The organism is Pseudoalteromonas sp. NZS100_1 (assembly GCF_015864285.1).
Taxonomy (GTDB): Bacteria; Pseudomonadota; Gammaproteobacteria; order Enterobacterales; family Alteromonadaceae; genus Pseudoalteromonas; species Pseudoalteromonas arctica.
Map to the genome: position 1 here is coordinate 137,907 of NZ_JADYXN010000004.1, position 15,223 is coordinate 153,129.

General features: G+C 38.3%; 14 protein-coding genes. 7 read left to right on the top strand and 7 right to left on the bottom strand.

Annotated elements, in window-relative coordinates:
• Positions 1-96 precede the first annotated feature (96 nt).
• Positions 97-480, bottom strand: coding sequence for a hypothetical protein (locus I6F66_RS04345; protein ID WP_024607151.1), 384 nt, complete (start codon positions 478-480; stop codon positions 97-99).
• A gap of 469 nt (positions 481-949) precedes the next feature.
• Here I6F66_RS04345 and I6F66_RS04350 point away from each other — a divergent pair, with 469 nt between their 5' ends.
• The 3 genes from I6F66_RS04350 to I6F66_RS04360 all read left to right on the top strand — a co-directional run bounded on the left by I6F66_RS04350 (position 950) and on the right by I6F66_RS04360 (position 3,234).
• Positions 950-1,444 carry a hypothetical protein gene (locus I6F66_RS04350; protein WP_165727652.1) on the top strand — a complete coding sequence of 165 codons (495 nt, stop codon included), beginning with the start codon at positions 950-952 and terminating at the stop codon, positions 1,442-1,444.
• A 154-nt stretch (positions 1,445-1,598) separates the two neighbouring features.
• Positions 1,599-2,213, top strand: a complete 615-nt coding sequence (locus I6F66_RS04355) for an ACP phosphodiesterase (RefSeq protein WP_197118633.1) — start codon at positions 1,599-1,601, stop codon at positions 2,211-2,213.
• 85 nt (positions 2,214-2,298) lie between these two features.
• Positions 2,299-3,234 (top strand): hypothetical protein, encoded by a 936-nt coding sequence (locus I6F66_RS04360; RefSeq protein ID WP_165741775.1) that lies wholly within the window; start codon positions 2,299-2,301, stop codon positions 3,232-3,234.
• Positions 3,235-3,329: 95 nt separating this feature from the next.
• Here I6F66_RS04360 and I6F66_RS04365 read toward each other — a convergent pair whose 3' ends face one another.
• Positions 3,330-3,806, bottom strand: a complete 477-nt coding sequence (locus I6F66_RS04365; protein ID WP_007581432.1) for a YqhA family protein — start codon at positions 3,804-3,806, stop codon at positions 3,330-3,332.
• A 144-nt stretch (positions 3,807-3,950) separates the two neighbouring features.
• On the opposite strand from I6F66_RS04365, the gene I6F66_RS04370 reads away from it, so the two are divergent.
• Positions 3,951-4,292, top strand: coding sequence for a YajD family HNH nuclease (locus tag I6F66_RS04370; protein WP_007581433.1), 342 nt, complete (start codon positions 3,951-3,953; stop codon positions 4,290-4,292).
• Between the two features lie 111 nt (positions 4,293-4,403).
• On the opposite strand, the gene I6F66_RS04375 is transcribed toward I6F66_RS04370, so the two are convergent.
• Positions 4,404-4,874, bottom strand: a complete 471-nt coding sequence (locus I6F66_RS04375) for a YHS domain-containing (seleno)protein (protein ID WP_165740886.1) — start codon at positions 4,872-4,874, stop codon at positions 4,404-4,406.
• Positions 4,875-5,000: 126 nt separating this feature from the next.
• Here I6F66_RS04375 and I6F66_RS04380 point away from each other — a divergent pair, with 126 nt between their 5' ends.
• Complete coding sequence (locus tag I6F66_RS04380; protein ID WP_197159615.1) at positions 5,001-5,822, top strand: AraC family transcriptional regulator; 822 nt, start codon at positions 5,001-5,003, stop codon at positions 5,820-5,822.
• Between the two features lie 161 nt (positions 5,823-5,983).
• On the opposite strand, the gene I6F66_RS04385 is transcribed toward I6F66_RS04380, so the two are convergent.
• On the bottom strand, positions 5,984-7,342 hold the full coding sequence (locus tag I6F66_RS04385) for a serine hydrolase (RefSeq protein ID WP_197159616.1): 1,359 nt from the start codon (positions 7,340-7,342) through the stop codon (positions 5,984-5,986).
• A 184-nt stretch (positions 7,343-7,526) separates the two neighbouring features.
• On the opposite strand from I6F66_RS04385, the gene I6F66_RS04390 reads away from it, so the two are divergent.
• The gene (locus tag I6F66_RS04390) at positions 7,527-8,180 is read left to right on the top strand and encodes a hypothetical protein (RefSeq protein ID WP_165740883.1); all 654 of its coding nucleotides are present in this window, start codon (positions 7,527-7,529) and stop codon (positions 8,178-8,180) included.
• Positions 8,181-8,205: 25 nt separating this feature from the next.
• Here the strand turns inward: I6F66_RS04390 and I6F66_RS04395 are convergent, their stop codons facing one another.
• Positions 8,206-8,976 (bottom strand): DUF1223 domain-containing protein, encoded by a 771-nt coding sequence (locus tag I6F66_RS04395; protein ID WP_165740882.1) that lies wholly within the window; start codon positions 8,974-8,976, stop codon positions 8,206-8,208.
• 177 nt (positions 8,977-9,153) lie between these two features.
• Between I6F66_RS04395 and I6F66_RS04400 the strand changes: the two genes are divergently transcribed.
• On the top strand, positions 9,154-9,831 hold the full coding sequence (locus tag I6F66_RS04400; RefSeq protein WP_165721108.1) for a glutathione S-transferase family protein: 678 nt from the start codon (positions 9,154-9,156) through the stop codon (positions 9,829-9,831).
• Positions 9,832-10,046: 215 nt separating this feature from the next.
• Here I6F66_RS04400 and I6F66_RS04405 read toward each other — a convergent pair whose 3' ends face one another.
• Entirely contained in the window at positions 10,047-11,786 is a 1,740-nt protein-coding gene (locus tag I6F66_RS04405) for a SulP family inorganic anion transporter (protein WP_197208844.1), read from the bottom strand.
• Between the two features lie 243 nt (positions 11,787-12,029).
• Positions 12,030-14,969, bottom strand: coding sequence for a TonB-dependent receptor (locus tag I6F66_RS04410; RefSeq protein WP_165727645.1), 2,940 nt, complete (start codon positions 14,967-14,969; stop codon positions 12,030-12,032).
• Positions 14,970-15,223 lie beyond the last annotated feature (254 nt).

Consider the following 15,223-nt stretch of genomic DNA (forward strand, 5'->3'; position numbering starts at 1 on the left):
TTTGAACCTCTCTTATATATTTATTTTTAGCCATAACCTTTTTCTTTAAAAGTATACTTGGGCGTTATTGGTTGGTGGGCTTTGTTACTTGCTATATTAAGCTTGTGCTTCAGTTCCTAGTAAGGCACCGACATAGGCGAGTTCTTCGCTAAAAATACCATTCAAAAGAGCGTTTTGCTCAATTATTACAGCGTCATTAGGTTGGGCTTTGTATTCTTGCTGGCATCTTGTGAGTTCGGTGGCCAGCCATTGGCAAACATTAGTAGTTAATTTTATTGCTGTTTTTAAAAATAATGACCATTTTATTTTTTGTAAATTAAAGCGGTAAAGCGCGACAGCAATAACACCATAAGCCTGCTGTTCAGGTGTTGGCATGTTGTTAGTATTTATTGAAGTGCTGTTTAAAAGCTTGGTATTGACCATCGCTTGTTGCAGTGCAGCTTGTTGTGATTGACTTAAGAAGTTGTTTTCGTAATCCATGGATGGCCTATATCTGCTGATAGCAGGGCAATATAAAAAGAAGATTTAGCACAGTATTTTACGATTCATGCGCACCGAAAAATGAACCACAGTGATAACAAAATTAGACTGACTCTTTACTGAATTAATAAAACACAATTGTAACTGGGTAGGGGGTTTGAAGAGGGCAAGCGTCTTTGTTTTAACCTTTAAAGCGCATGAAAAATAATGTTCTTTTGGTGTTTTTAATTTTATTGGTAAGCACGGTAATAACTATAAACAAGAGAGTGATAAAAACCTCTCTTTATTTCGCAAGGGATTTTGTTTATGTAGATAGGAGTTTTTTACAAAATTTAGCAATTTTTACTCTAATAATAAGAGTGCTAGTACAGGGGGTTTGTTTTATCTTATTGATTTAATTTAATAATTTTTTTGGTTTGAGTTTTGCTTAGTAGTAAGTGTATTTTCTTAAATAAATAAAGGAGTTATTATGAGTACCGTTATTACTGGGTTATTCGAAAGTGCATCACAAGCAACACTCGCAATTTATAGATTAGAAGCTTTAGGTATTAATGAAGCTGATATTAGTATTGTAGCCAACGACTCATACGCAAAGGAAGATTTTGCTGTAGACGAAGGTACTAAAGCTGCCGAAGGTGGCCTTATTGGCGCGGCTTCGGGTGGTATTCTTGCTGCAATTATTGGTGGATTTACTGCCGTAGGGACTGTAGCAACAGGTGGTACAGGCTTATTAGTTGCCGGTCCATTAGTCGCTGCATTTGCCGCTGGTGGCGCAGGCGCTGCAGTAGGTGGTACTTTAGGTGCCGCAGTTGGTGCGTTTATCCCCGAGCACGAAATTAAGTATTATGAAGACGCCATTGAAAAAGGCTCTATATTAATTGGTATTAAGTACGATAGTGACAACAAAAACGCTATTGAAGAAATACTTAACAATGCAGGCGCAAGTAACGTTTCTACAGCGTAATGCTAGCTAATTAGTTTCAAAATTAATATGAAAGGTGAAACTTAGTTTCACCTTTTTTATGCTATTTTTTTGATTAGGCATAAAATCTAACTTTAAGTAGCGCTTACAATTAAGTTATTATTTTAACTGTATTAATACTAAGCCCGAGAACACTTTGAATTATTTAGCTCACCTTTATTTAGCACAGCCTACAGCCGATTCTCACTTTGGGAACTTGTTGGGCGACTTTGGTGGTAAAAGGCATGTAGAACACTTACCAAATACGGTTAAAAACGGGCTCGATAACCACTATTTAGTCGATAAATTTACCGACTCTCACCGCGCAGTAAAACACGCTAAACAGTACTTTTCACCCGAGCGTAAGCGCTTTGCTGGTGTAGCTATTGATGTGGTGTTTGATCATTTTTTAATTGTGCATTGGCAGCGCTTTAGCGAGCAACCTTTAAGTGATTTTAAGTACACCAGCTATCAGCTTTTAAATAATCGCATACCTGTTATGCCAACGCGTATGCAGCATGTTGTAACAAGTATGACTAAAAACGATTGGTTTAAAGAATACGAAACCATAGATGGAATAGGGCTAGCACTTGACAATATTGCCAAGCGTATTCGCTTTACCAACACTTTTGCGGGCGCGGCTGATGACATAGCACGGAATTACGATGAATTAGAAGCCGTGTTTTTAGCATTCTTCCCAGAGCTAATTAAGCATGTAAGTGAGTTTGACCTTGAAAGCACCCCAAAAAATGGCATAAAGCGCATTATTTAAAGTTTTCATCAATTGTTAACCTTTTGTGATAATTTAAGGTAAAAAAAACGCTACTCTAATACAAATTAATTTTTGAGTGTTTTTAATGAATCGCAATTACTTGGTTATTGTGAGCTTTGCTGTTTTAGCGGCATTTCAATCTGGTGCTGTATTGGCTTTCGATTTTGACTTAAAGTCGGTACGAACCACTATTTCAAACCCAAATACTAGCCATGCGTTAATATACGATGACCTTGCTGGAAATAATCAAAAAACACTGTTTTCGTTAGAGCCCATAAACAATCAACGTGTGGGTGTGTTTTTTGATATTAACGACATTGAAATTGGCTACTCTGCCGATATTTTTGAAGATGATGTTGAAACAAAAACACAAGATATACTGCTTTCGTATAGAAAATTTAAAAATTCTAAAATCACTTTTAACTATCAAACGCTTGAAGGGCTGCAAAGCACGGCTAGCAATTTAAGCGGCAATCAAACGGATCAAATTTTCTCGCAAAATACACGTTCAACCAAGTTTGAGCTATCTGGCCAACACAACTTTTATACCTTTAATAATAAAGAGTCTTTGTTTGAGCATTTTTTTCTTAATAGACCAAAGCTAAGCAGCAAATTTGACTTGTCGTTAAGTGTTGTTGGCGCGTGGTCTTTCAAGCATGTATCTCTTGAGAATAAAGATAATATTGTGTTTCAGGCTGATTTTTTAAATTCGTCTGCACCACAGGTCACTAAGTTAATTTCTAATTCGTACGGGGCGAGTATTGGCTCGCTTTTATCATTTTCGTTGCCGCATAATGTTCACGTATTTGCTGAATACAAAGTAGGTAAGGGAAATATTCGAAATACAGACCCTGGGCTGGGGTTAAAAGATTCGGGCGGTGAAAAAGTAGCGGCATACGGAGGTGGTATTTCTTGGACTTCAAGTAACAAAAAACTCATGGTAGTACTACGTGCGTGGGAGCAAACAGGTAGGCATATAGATACTTCTTTTGGTGACTTGTCAGTAATTAAGTTTTTTTAATATTGAGTGCTGGGGCTCTCACTTAAGTTTTTGCAGAATTTTAGGGATAAGTAATTACACCTGCATGTAATTACTTAATAGTAATGAGTGCTTAGTTAGTCTTTCATTGAGCGCCATGCAAATGTAGATGCTGCAATAACGATCGCAATGGCAATACCTAAGTAGAGTGTTTCTATTGTGCCGCCGAACTCAACTGCGTGCTCTAAAAATAGTATTACCAGTACAACCGAAGTTACTTGTACCAGAGTTATTTTTAAATCATGAAAGTCTTTAATATTAAAAGCAGCAAGAAATTTACTTTCCTCAGGCTTAGATGGTGTTATAAATAGTCGGTACAAGCTAATAGCAATAACTTGTAAGGTAATTCCGATTAGTAGCAAATCAAGAATTTTCAGTAGTTCAACTATTAGGGCTTTACCGGCTTTAGCTGAATCAGGCAGGTCAAATAGCGTTGTTATTACTATATTAGCTACAATATTAATGCATGAAACATAAACGAGTAATGATGATATTGCAGCGGTAATAACGGCGATTACGACCAAAAACCGACTTGTTTGGAATATATTTTCCATGTTGCTCAACTTTATAATTAGACCTGACTTATACGAAACGTAGCTTAAGTTAGATCCCTTACGAACTTTTTACTTTTATATTTGCTTTAACATATTGGCTATTTACTTGTTAAGCATAGAAATAACAAATTTAACTGGAATATTATGAGTAAGAATAACGATGTACCTCAGGCTTATGTTAAGCAAGAGGAAGGTTATAGAATAAAAGCCTTAAGATTATATCCTTGGGTATGCGGGCGTTGTGCTCGTGAGTTTGAATACTCAAATTTACGTGAGTTAACGGTGCATCATGTTGATCATAACCACAGTAATAATCCTGAAGACGGAAGTAACTGGGAGTTATTGTGTATTTATTGCCACGACAATGAGCACAATAAATACCACGAGCATATTATGTATGGCGGGTCGACTACAGATCGCAAAGTTGAGGCTGCGACGCATTCTCCATTTGCCGATTTAAAAGCGATGCTTAATAAATCAAAGTAATATTAGTTAAATTAAGAGCTTAAACCTAAAATTTTATTAATTTAAATGGCATTTTGAGGGTGAACGGTTATAAACCGAAGCAACCTCAAAATTAACTTTAAATTGGTTTTATTAAAGCTCTTTTGCTGTTTTGTCTTTTATGTCAAACCAGTTTGAATTGGCTGAAGTAATCAAGCCTGGTACGTCTTTTAGCCATTGTTTTTGAACCGATTTATCAAGATTTAAATAAAGTTTGTTTTCAACAATTTTGAAAGCTTCAGGATCTACGTCAAACTTTTTCTCCATTGATACACCAAACGCACAAAAGCCACCAAATTGTGGTACGTACTTTTCTGGGTTAGCTCTAAATAAGTCGCGGTGCTTAGCTGAACTGAACTTATAAATGGCATTTTTATGTGTTGCAGTATATTCAGAGCTGCCTGTTACCGCTTTGTTTTGGGTAAAGTAAGCAACGGTATCGTAACCACTAATTGCAATGTCGTTAACGTCTGCATTTGCGTCTATGTCTGCTGCAAAGCTTAGTGAACTTGCAAGGACTGATGCTGCAAAAAAAGCTGATTTAGTGAGTGTCGAAAATTTCATGTGTATCTCCAAAGAGTAATTTAATTAATGTGTTTGTTTAAAGCTTAGGTGTACTTTATCGTTATACTTTGGTTAATATGCGTCTATTAGTCTGTATTTTCATACCAATAATCCAAGGAGGCGTTTATGGACGTACTTTCGAGTGTATTGAGTCACTTTTCGCTTAATGCCAATGTGTTTTTTAGTGGGAACATGTGCGGTACGAGTGACTTTAGTGACGATCAAGGTGTTGGGCATTTACATTTATTACGTTCTGGTACGTTAAAAGTGCGTAGTAATAGTGGCTTTGAAGTTGTTTTATCTACGCCTTCGGTTATATTTTTTCCTCACTCTACAGGGCACTGTTTATTTTCGGATAAGGGTGACGGTGCTGATTTAGTGTGTGCACAAATTAGCTATCAAAGTGGAGGGCATAGCCCTTTATTGCAGGCGCTGCCTTTTTGCTTAAATTACGAATTAACGGGTGATGGATTATTAACGCAGAGCGCTTTTTGGATTTTTGAAGAGGCATTTAAAGACGCCAGCGGTAAGTATTTAATTATAGATCGCTTATGCGATGTATTTTTAATTAGTGTGCTTCGTAAAGTACTAGAAGAAGGCACAATTAAAAGCGGGATGATGGCAGGGCTTGCCCATCCTCAGTTGGCTAAGGTATTAATAAAAATACACCAAACCCCAGAACAAAGCTGGTCGCTCAGCACTATGGCTGAGGAATGTGGTATGTCGCGCTCTAAATTTGCCGATACCTTTAAGCGAGTAATTGAGCAAACACCGGCTGACTATTTGGCTGATTGGCGTTTATCGGTTGCTAAAAAGCTTATTTTAAAAAATCAAAATATGGATTTAGTAGCTAATCAGGTTGGATACGAAAATGGCTCTGCACTTGCCCGTGTATTTAGAAAAAAAACAGGGCAAGCGCCAAAAGAGTGGTTGTTAAATCAGCAGTAAGTTTTTATGTGCTTAATAAACTTTTTTATAATTTAGTGAAGTTTTTCGTAATATCACATGAATAGGGTCCTAATTTACCTCAGGAACACGATAAAATTAGTCATGCCCGAGGTTACGACTTGAGTGAACTTCGGGCATTGTTATTTAAGATAACGTCGAAATTAAATTTTAATCGCCTTAGTAGGAGTTATTGATAATCCACTAAAATACTTCATTACCAATTGGCCTTGGCTGTTTTTTTCTATTACTAAGTAATTGTTTGAATTAGGATAGTAAAAGCTATTGTCAGACATGGTAATAAGTTTTATTTTATCGCCGCCAGTGCGCTTTGAATACAAAACGTCATTTTCAAAAATTAGGCTGCGTAAGGTGTTTTTATCAATACGATAATCACCCAATACGGGCGCTAATTGCTGCTCTGTTACCTCTGCTTTTTTAAACTCGGGGAGTGCAATACCTAGTACTCTGGCTGTGAGTTTTTCGTTGATAAAAATAGGGTTTATGTGGTTTGAATTAGCCAGTACTGCAACATATAGCTTTTGTTCTGGAATATAGCGTGCATGCGCTAAAAAACCATTTATTCCGCCAGTGTGTTTAATTACGGTGTATTCATTCAAAGGCTTAATAATTAATCCGTAACCATAGGATGAAAAGCTGCCGTCATTTAGTTTAAAAGGGCTTACCATCTTCTCATAACTTGCTTTACTAATAAGCTTGCCAGACGATAACGCACTAAACCAAATGTTTAAGTCAGTTGGAGTAGATATAAGCGCACCTGCGGCATATGGCCAATCCATATTAATGTAGTTGGTGTTGATAAATCCTTGCTCTGTTTGCTCATACCCAGAGGCGCGATGGGCAACAATTTCTTGCCCTTCATAACTACTCTGGTTCATTTTTAGCTTTTTAAATATGTGTTGTTCAATAAAGTCTTTGTAAGACTGGCCACTTGCTACTTCAATTATTTTACCAAGCAGTGAATAACCCGTGTTGGAATAAGCCATTGTTTCGCCGGGTTTAAACACCATTGGGTGTTTGGCAAATCGCGCTAGTGTATCGTCAACGCTGGTGGGTACTTGTATTTCTTTATCAAAGAGATCGTCGTCATCTGTGTAGTTGGCGATGCCTGAGGTGTGGGTTAATAAGTTTTCGATTGTGACGAGGTTGCCCTCTGTTGGAAAGCTTGCAACATACTTATGAATATCATCGGTAACCGCTAGCTTACCTTGCTCTTGCAGCATCATAATTGCAGCTGCAGTAAATTGTTTTGAAATAGAACCTAAACGCAAAACGCTTTGCTCATTAAGTGCAATGTTATGTTCAAGGTTGGCAAGCCCGCGCGCTCCTTTAAAAAGTACTTTGTCATTTTTACTTATAATTACCGATACCCCAGGCTCGTTTTCAGCAAGGTTCTCGTTAAGAATTTCCTGATATTGCGAGGCTGTCGGGTTGGCTTTTACAAGGCTGGGTGTTAATAGCGAGAGGGCTAACAAACAGCTAGCGTAAAATGGCTTAATCATATTCATCCTTTTTAGTTTTTATACCAAACCTCTAGATAGGCTTAGCGATCCTTGTGTTTTATAGTGAGTTAATATTGCACAGCTAAAAAGTAAACACAATTATCGGATTTTATAGGGGCTCAGTAATAGGTATAATCGCTGCGTTTATTGGTTTTTATTATATTTTTACAAGGAAGTTGTTGATATGCCTGATGTAACGGCTCTATTTTATATTGCCATAATGGCCTTTTATTTATTGCGCTCAAATGATGGAAGTAAGTTAATTATAACTACGATCGTTTTAGCTGCTATTCCTCTATTTACGAGCGATTATTGGCAGTGGTTACAATTAAGTGGGCTGTTAAGTGTCATTATTTTAATTATAGAAAAAGAGAAAGCAGGGGCTACCGCAGGCGGTGCAATTGCGGTGTTAGTCGCTCTATTTATTGGGGCTTTTATTGTAAGTATAATTATTAATGCTGCATGGACATTTACGAGTAATTTTAAGCTTTCTACTTTTGAAGTTAAAGCTCCCTTAAGTTACGGATGGTCTACTCATATTATTTGGTTGTATTGTCTTACTTTTGTTATACCGCTATTTGCCATTTTACGCGGTATTAAAAAGCCCGTAGCATTCTTTGGCACTAATTTAACCGCACTCGCTTTAGCTGTATTACCACACTATTGCGGCTCATTTATTTATGGGCTTATGCTAAGCGTAGCTATTATTGCTTCTCTTTATTTAGTCGCTTTCGTGTTTAAAACAGATTCTGAACAACGCTTTATGTTTACGTATATGGGTATGAGTGGACTACTAACAAGCTGTATAGTTAAAGGTGTAATGGTGGCCTATTTTTAAACTTCAGCTGTTTATTTTATCCATATTAAAACCAATCTGCTGCAACTTGTAGTGGGGTAGGGTCGCTTTTTTCAGATACCCAAAATACTAAGGCTTGCTTTGTTGGCGATATTTTTTTAGCGCGAGGCAGGTTTAAGTCAGTTAATGATAATTGTTGCTTAGTTTGCATGTCACTTTGCTCGTAGCCAATAACAACAAAGTCGTGTTTTAACTTATGGCCTGCGTTTTCGCCGCTGTGTATTTGTGTTTCTATGCCAAAGCCTAACAGAGCTACATGGGCTATTAAGTTTTGGTTAGTATCATCTTTGGTATTAACAGTATCGTATTCGAGATTAATTTTACTATTGTTTATAGTCGCTTTTAAATTACCTAAATGAGGGGCTTTAGCTACAGGAATAGCTTGCTTATAAAACCAACCTTGCCACCCGCTGCCGTTAACCATAAATCCTGGGGTTGCTACAATCCTACTTTTACCGAGTGCTTTATAAGTACGTTGTCTTTTACTAAAAACAGCAGAGGCAAACGGGTCTTTCCATCCTAAATAATCCCAATAAGTAACATGAAAATTAATAGGGATTAAATCAGTCCATAGTTTTTCATCATCTGTAAACGTTGAAATCCAGCGCTCTGCTGGTGGGCAACTACTGCAGCCTTGCGATGTATAAAGCTCTAAAAAGGTAGTCGGATTAGCTGTACTGGAAATAGTCACTTGCTCAGCAGCTTGGCTTTGAAAGCAAAAAATTATTAACCCAACAAGTGAGATAAAAAATGGACGGGATAGTGCTTTAAAAGGCATGTTACTTCTCGCAAAGGTTGATATTGCATTCAGCCTAAATGATATTTACGAATGAAGTATCACGAAATACTCACAATTAAATCACGTTTTAACTGTATATTTTACTTGGTTAAAACTTAATTTGAACACCCGCTCAAGTTGTGTTTTAATCGTTGCTCAATTATTGAGGAACTTTACATGATTAAATTTTATTTTCACCATACTCCTAACCCAATGAAGGTTGCTCTTTTTTTAGAAGAAACAGGCTTGCCGTTTGAACTTGTTCCTCTTGATACTTTAAAAGGTGAGCAACATACACCTGAATTTAAAGCAATTAACCCAAACGCTAAAGCGCCAGCCATTGTTGATGGTGAAACGCGTGTGTTCGATTCGAATGCTATTTTAATGTACCTTTCTGAAAAATATGGAAAGCTTGAAGGTAAGGCCGACGATCGCGCTGAAATGCTGTCGTGGTTAATGTTTATCGCATCTGGTTTAGGTCCGTATTCAGGGCAAAGTGTTCACTTTAGACATATGGCACCAGAAGGGCTTGATTACGCGGTTAATCGTTATTTACGTGAAGCGCAGCGCCATTACGAAGTGCTTGATACGCACCTTGAGGGCCGCGACTTTATTGTGGGTGATACGTATACCATTGCTGATGTATCTGCATGGGGCTGGATTGATAAAGCACCGGTTGTATTGGGCGAAGAAGGTTTAGCGCCATATCCTAATCTTAAGCGTTGGTTTGAAAGTATTGATAGCCGCCCAGCGGTTGCGCGTGCACGCGTAATTGGTACTGATGTAGCCTTTAAAAAAGAGTTTGATGAAGACGCTAAAAAAGCATTTTTCCCTTCAAACTACCCAAAAGTATAAAAGCACTCAATACTAATACCAATTCCATTAAGTATGTGATCTAAATTTTACGCCGAAAAAATAATTCAGTTCTAGGCGTAAATTGATGTAAATGGTTGTTCCCTTTGCGAAATTTACAACAAAGAAATGGGTTGTTTTAGCAAGTAAAATAGATCAGCTATTTATTGGAATTGGTATAAACAGCAGATCAGCTAGCTGATCTGCTGTTTAGTATTTTATGGCTGTGTGAGCGCTTCTTTATTTTCGTCTGACTCAAACAAGCTAACCTCTTGTGTGTGCTGGCTTACGCTATTTCTTTTTAGGGCGATGTATAGGTCTGAGTGAATGTATATACCCTCTGTTCCTGACTTCATTCCTGCAATATCAAACCATGAGAGCAGCTGGCGTTTTCTGCCTGCAAGTTCAAGCCTTATATCGCGCTTTTTAAATATAACGTCGAGATCGGCAAGCATGGCCATTACACTTAAATCTAAGTGAGTAAAGCAGGGCACGGCATCAATTATTACGCATTGCGTATCGTCTTTTTGTCTTGCGTATTGTTCTAGTAATCTGCGTTTAAAGTAGCTGGCATTAAAGTAAGTTAAAGGTGAATTAAAGCGATAAATAAATACGCCTTGCACTGCTTTTGCTTTGTCAGTGGCGTCTAAACTTCTTACTACGCCGTTGATATCTACGCCGAGTATATTATCGGTTGGGCGCATTACGGTGCGAATAAACTGAAATAACCCCAGTAATACAGCAAGTGTGATCCCTGGTATAACGCCAATAAATAACACGGCAAGTAAGGTGGCTGATGCGAGATAAAATGCCTGTTTATCTTTTCGTTTTAATTGCCAAACAGCTTTTAAATCGAGTAAATGAACAGAGGCAATAATGAGTACAACACCTAGCGCTGCGCTTGGAATAAATTCAAGTGGGGCTGTTAAAAATACGGCTATGACCGCAATAATGGCCGCTGCTATTATTGATACTAACTGTGTTTTACCACCTGTTGCATCGTTAACAGCGGTGCGTGAGTCGGCGCCACTGACTGCAAAACCTTGCGAAAGAGCTGACGCTATATTGGCAATACCTAACGCTCTAAATTCTTTATCGGCGTCTATGTCGTAGCCATTTTTAGCAGCAAAGCTGCGGGCAGTTAGCATCATACTAACAAAGCTCACGATGGCTAAGTTAAGTGCGGGGACCACTAGCTCACGAATAATCCCTAAATCAAAAACAGGGGTATTAAAAACGGGAAGCCCGCCAGTTACGGTCCCAATGGTTTTTATATCAAGTTGTTTTAAATCAAAAATCCATACCAAAAGCGCACCAAAAGCTATGGCGAACATAGACGCAGGCCACGTGGGTTTTATGCGCTTCATGGCAAAGTAAACCGCCAGTGTAAACAAAGCCATTAGTAAGGTGGGAACATGTGTTTGCGCTAGATATGTGGGCACACCACCTAGGCGTTCAAGTAAGTAGCGCTCGTCAAAAGTAAAACCGAATACTTTAGAAAATTGACCAACAATAATAGTAATGGCTACGCCGTTTAGTAATCCCATTAAAATAGGTTTAGATAAAAAGTCGGCTAATACACCTAACTTAAATTTACTGGCTATAAAGCACCAAAAGCCGGTCATAGCGGTCATGGTGACAACAAGTTGCCAATGCTTAAAGCTGTCACCTGCAGCAAGAGGTGTTACTACTGCTGCAATAACGGCGCAGGTGGCGGCATCAGGGCCGACTATTAATTGCTTAGAAGTGCCAAAAAGCGCATATAGCATCATTGGCAGTATGCAAGAATATAACCCGACGGCGGCGTTAACACCGGTTAGTTGCGCATAGGCTATGGCAACAGGTAAAGCTACGGCAGCTACCGATAGCGCCGCTCTTACATCATCAGCAAACCATTGTCGCTCGTAGTGCAGCAATGTATCTAAACCCGGCATAAAATTATATAAACGCGACAGCACTTCAACTTTTCCTGTTAATAGTAATAACGCTTTGATAGTAAATTTAATATTCAAATAAGTATAGCTAGAGGAGAGTATTTTTACGTAATACCCACTGTATTGAATTAGTTATTTACTATAGCGATGGAGGGTTATTTAACTCGGTAGAATAATCATGTTTTTAATAAGGTTGTATAATATAAAGCCACTTTTTTATAGACGTAAAAAAGCCTGCATAAAGCAGGCTTTAGTTTCCAGGGAAAATTAAAATTTAGCGCGAATACCAAAGCTGTAACGACGATCCGCTTCAGTGTACTTCCAAGCACCACCTAGTTCAGATAGGTAGATTGAAGGCTCACCCGTTAAGTTAGTCGCATTACCTACTAGCGTAATATTTTCGTTAATATCCCAGCTTGCAGAGAAATCTAACTGGCCTCTGTCGTCACGGTAGTTATTACCGTAAACAGTGCCTTCTGCTGAAATACTGCCATCTGAGTTAATATTTTCTACGCGTTTTTCGTTTTCAGTATCTAAGAAACTGTCACGGTAGTTATAAGCGATACGAGTAGAGAACCCTTCGTATTCCCAAAATACTTGTAAGTTATATGTATTTTTAGAAATATCTAATAGTGGGTTGCCGTTTGGTTGTTCGCTGTCTGCATACGTGTAGTTTGCATTAACACCTAAGCCAGAAAATGCACCAGGTAAGCTTGTAAAGAACTGTTGGTAACCCACTTCAAAACCTTGTACTGAGCCGTTTTCACCATTTACATTTTTAACTGTATCGATACCCGTTAGTCCTGCGTCACGCAGACCTGCAACATGGTTAAAGCCATCTGCATCTACAGGGAAATCAGTTGCGTCAGAGTATACTAGGTTGTCTTGTGAAACACCTGCAACGTCAAGCTGACATACTTGGTTCCACTGCGTTACGTTTTGACCAGTTGAAGTGCTTGAAGAAGCCTGACAGCTGCTTTCGTTACTTAAGAAAGACTCAACATCTTTATAAAATACAGCGAAAGATAGTACGTTACCTTCATCAAAGTAATGCTCTACTGATAAGTCGTACTGCGTTGCACGGTATGGTTCTAAATCAATAGATCCTTGCGTTGCACCCGTAATATCGTTATTAACGTCAAATGCAGGGCTTAGCTCGCTAAAGTCAGCGCGGCGCATAACTTTTGCAGCAGCAAAGCGGAATAATGTTTCGTCTGAGTAGTTATACGTAACGTTTAAGCTTGGTAAAAAGTCGCTGTAGTCATTGTCGCCAGTTACTTTTTCGCCATTAAGAAATACGCTTGATTCTAAATCTGTAGTCACATAACGACCACCCACAATCGCAGTGATGTTATCAAAGTCTAAGTACGCTGATATGTACACAGCTGCTGTATCTTCAACTACGTTACGGTATGCGCTTTCTTGGAACTCTTGGTTATCTGAAAGACTCCCCGTTGACGCTAGGTTAGTACCTGCAAGTAACTGCTGAAGTTGAGCGTAAGTATTTGCAGGGTTAGATAAACCGTTGTAGCTTAAAAACGTTAGTAGGTCGTTTTGACCAGAATTACCTAATTGGTCAAAAGAGTTGTCGTGGCTAACTGTTGTGAAGCTATTTGAAAAAGCAGCGTTGTAGTCATCAACCCATAAAGTAGCTAATGAACCATCTGAGTCGTTAAATGCATTTTTGTAAATGTCTTTAATTTCTACTTTGTATTGCTCATATTCGTAATCGCGGTTAGTAACACGTACACCTGCTTTTACTTTAGACACCCAGCTTAAGCTGCTGAGAGGTTCAAACATTTCAACATCAAAACGAATAGCTGTTTCGTCATTGTCTGTTCTTCTATCTTCACTTTTAAACGTACGTAGTGCTAAGTTTTGTGGGTCAGTAAATGCATTTGGATCTGAATGAATGATGCTTGGTAATTTATTACCGTCTTGAGAAAATGCACCATCATATAAATGATTTGTTAGCTGAGTTCCGCCACTTGCTTCAAATGTTGATTTTTCGATTGGGCGAAGTGTAAATTCAGAATCAGGTCTTACGCTTTCTGATGATGCTACTGCAATTTCACCAGAGATTTTTATACTGTCAGTAAGGTTCCACTCTGCACCAAGTGCATTTGAAAACGAGTCAGTTTCACGAAAGTCACTGTATGTTTTAGGGATACCAAATTCGTTTGTTAGCGTGTAATTATTTACGCCGTTAGCATCTTGAGTTGTATTTGCATCTGTTGATAACGAACCCGCAACACCTAATATAGAGTTACCACTTTGCTCACCAGAGCGTTTAGTGCCACTTAAATCTAGATACACCATGCCATTACCAGATTGCGGTGCCCACTGAAGTGATAAATTTACAGCAGTACGTTTACGTTGTTCTACATATTGTTCAACACTGTGCTCGTCTCGTACGATAGCGTTGCCACTTGGTGTATTACCTTCTTGGCCATTAATATCAATGTCTTGAGGTTTAACACGGCTAGACGTTTCATCTTGACGAATTTCACGATCTTGATACGAAAACATAGCAATAGCACCAAAGGTACCCATTTCGTCAAAGTCCCAGTTGTTACCAAGTGAACCACTAAAAATAGGTGCTACTTTTTCTGTTTTATCTGCATATTCACCATCTAATGAAACTGCGCCAGTTAGTTTATCTAACTCTAATGGGCGAACTGTTTTTAAGCTAACTGTTCCGCCTAATGCACCTTCAATCATATCGGCAGTAGGAGACTTAACTACTTCTACTGTTTTTAAGAAACTTGATGGGTAATCTTGTAAGCTAATACCGTCACGAGAGTCGCCAATAGTAGAGCGACCGTTTAATTCAACACGGTTTTGAGGTAAGCCACGAATCGAAACACTGTCACCCACACCAAAATCGGTATTAATAGATACACCAGTAATACGTTGCAGTGCTTCTGCAATATTATTATCAGGTAACTTACCAATGTCTTCAGCAACAATCGCATCTACAATACGTCCGTCAGTACGCTTAAGCATAGCGGCGGCTTTCATACTACCTAGCATGCCTTTTACTTCAATAACTTCAATATCTGCAGCTGCCGTTTCTGAAGCTGCCGGAGCCTCTTGCGCTGCAATAGTAGAAGAAGCCATTAATAAAAGGGCTGCTGCACTGATTGTTGTAGAGCTACTTCTTTTATGTTTATTAATTAATGTTGAAGTAATTTGATTGAGTTTCATGTATCTCTCCCGTTTGGGTACGACTTACGTCATTGTGTGTGTTGTTACTTGGCTTGGTTAACCAATTTAACTGCTGTTTCCCTGTAGCGTGTCATACAGGTGGTATGGTTGAAATTAGTCCAATTCAGCTTTTATTACAACCTTTGTTTACCAAAAATTCACAAGGTGTATTACAAAACGTTATTTTATTTTGCTTATATTTAATAAATTTAATGGCTTATGATGTGTTTTTATTTTTTATATTTTGAATGAAT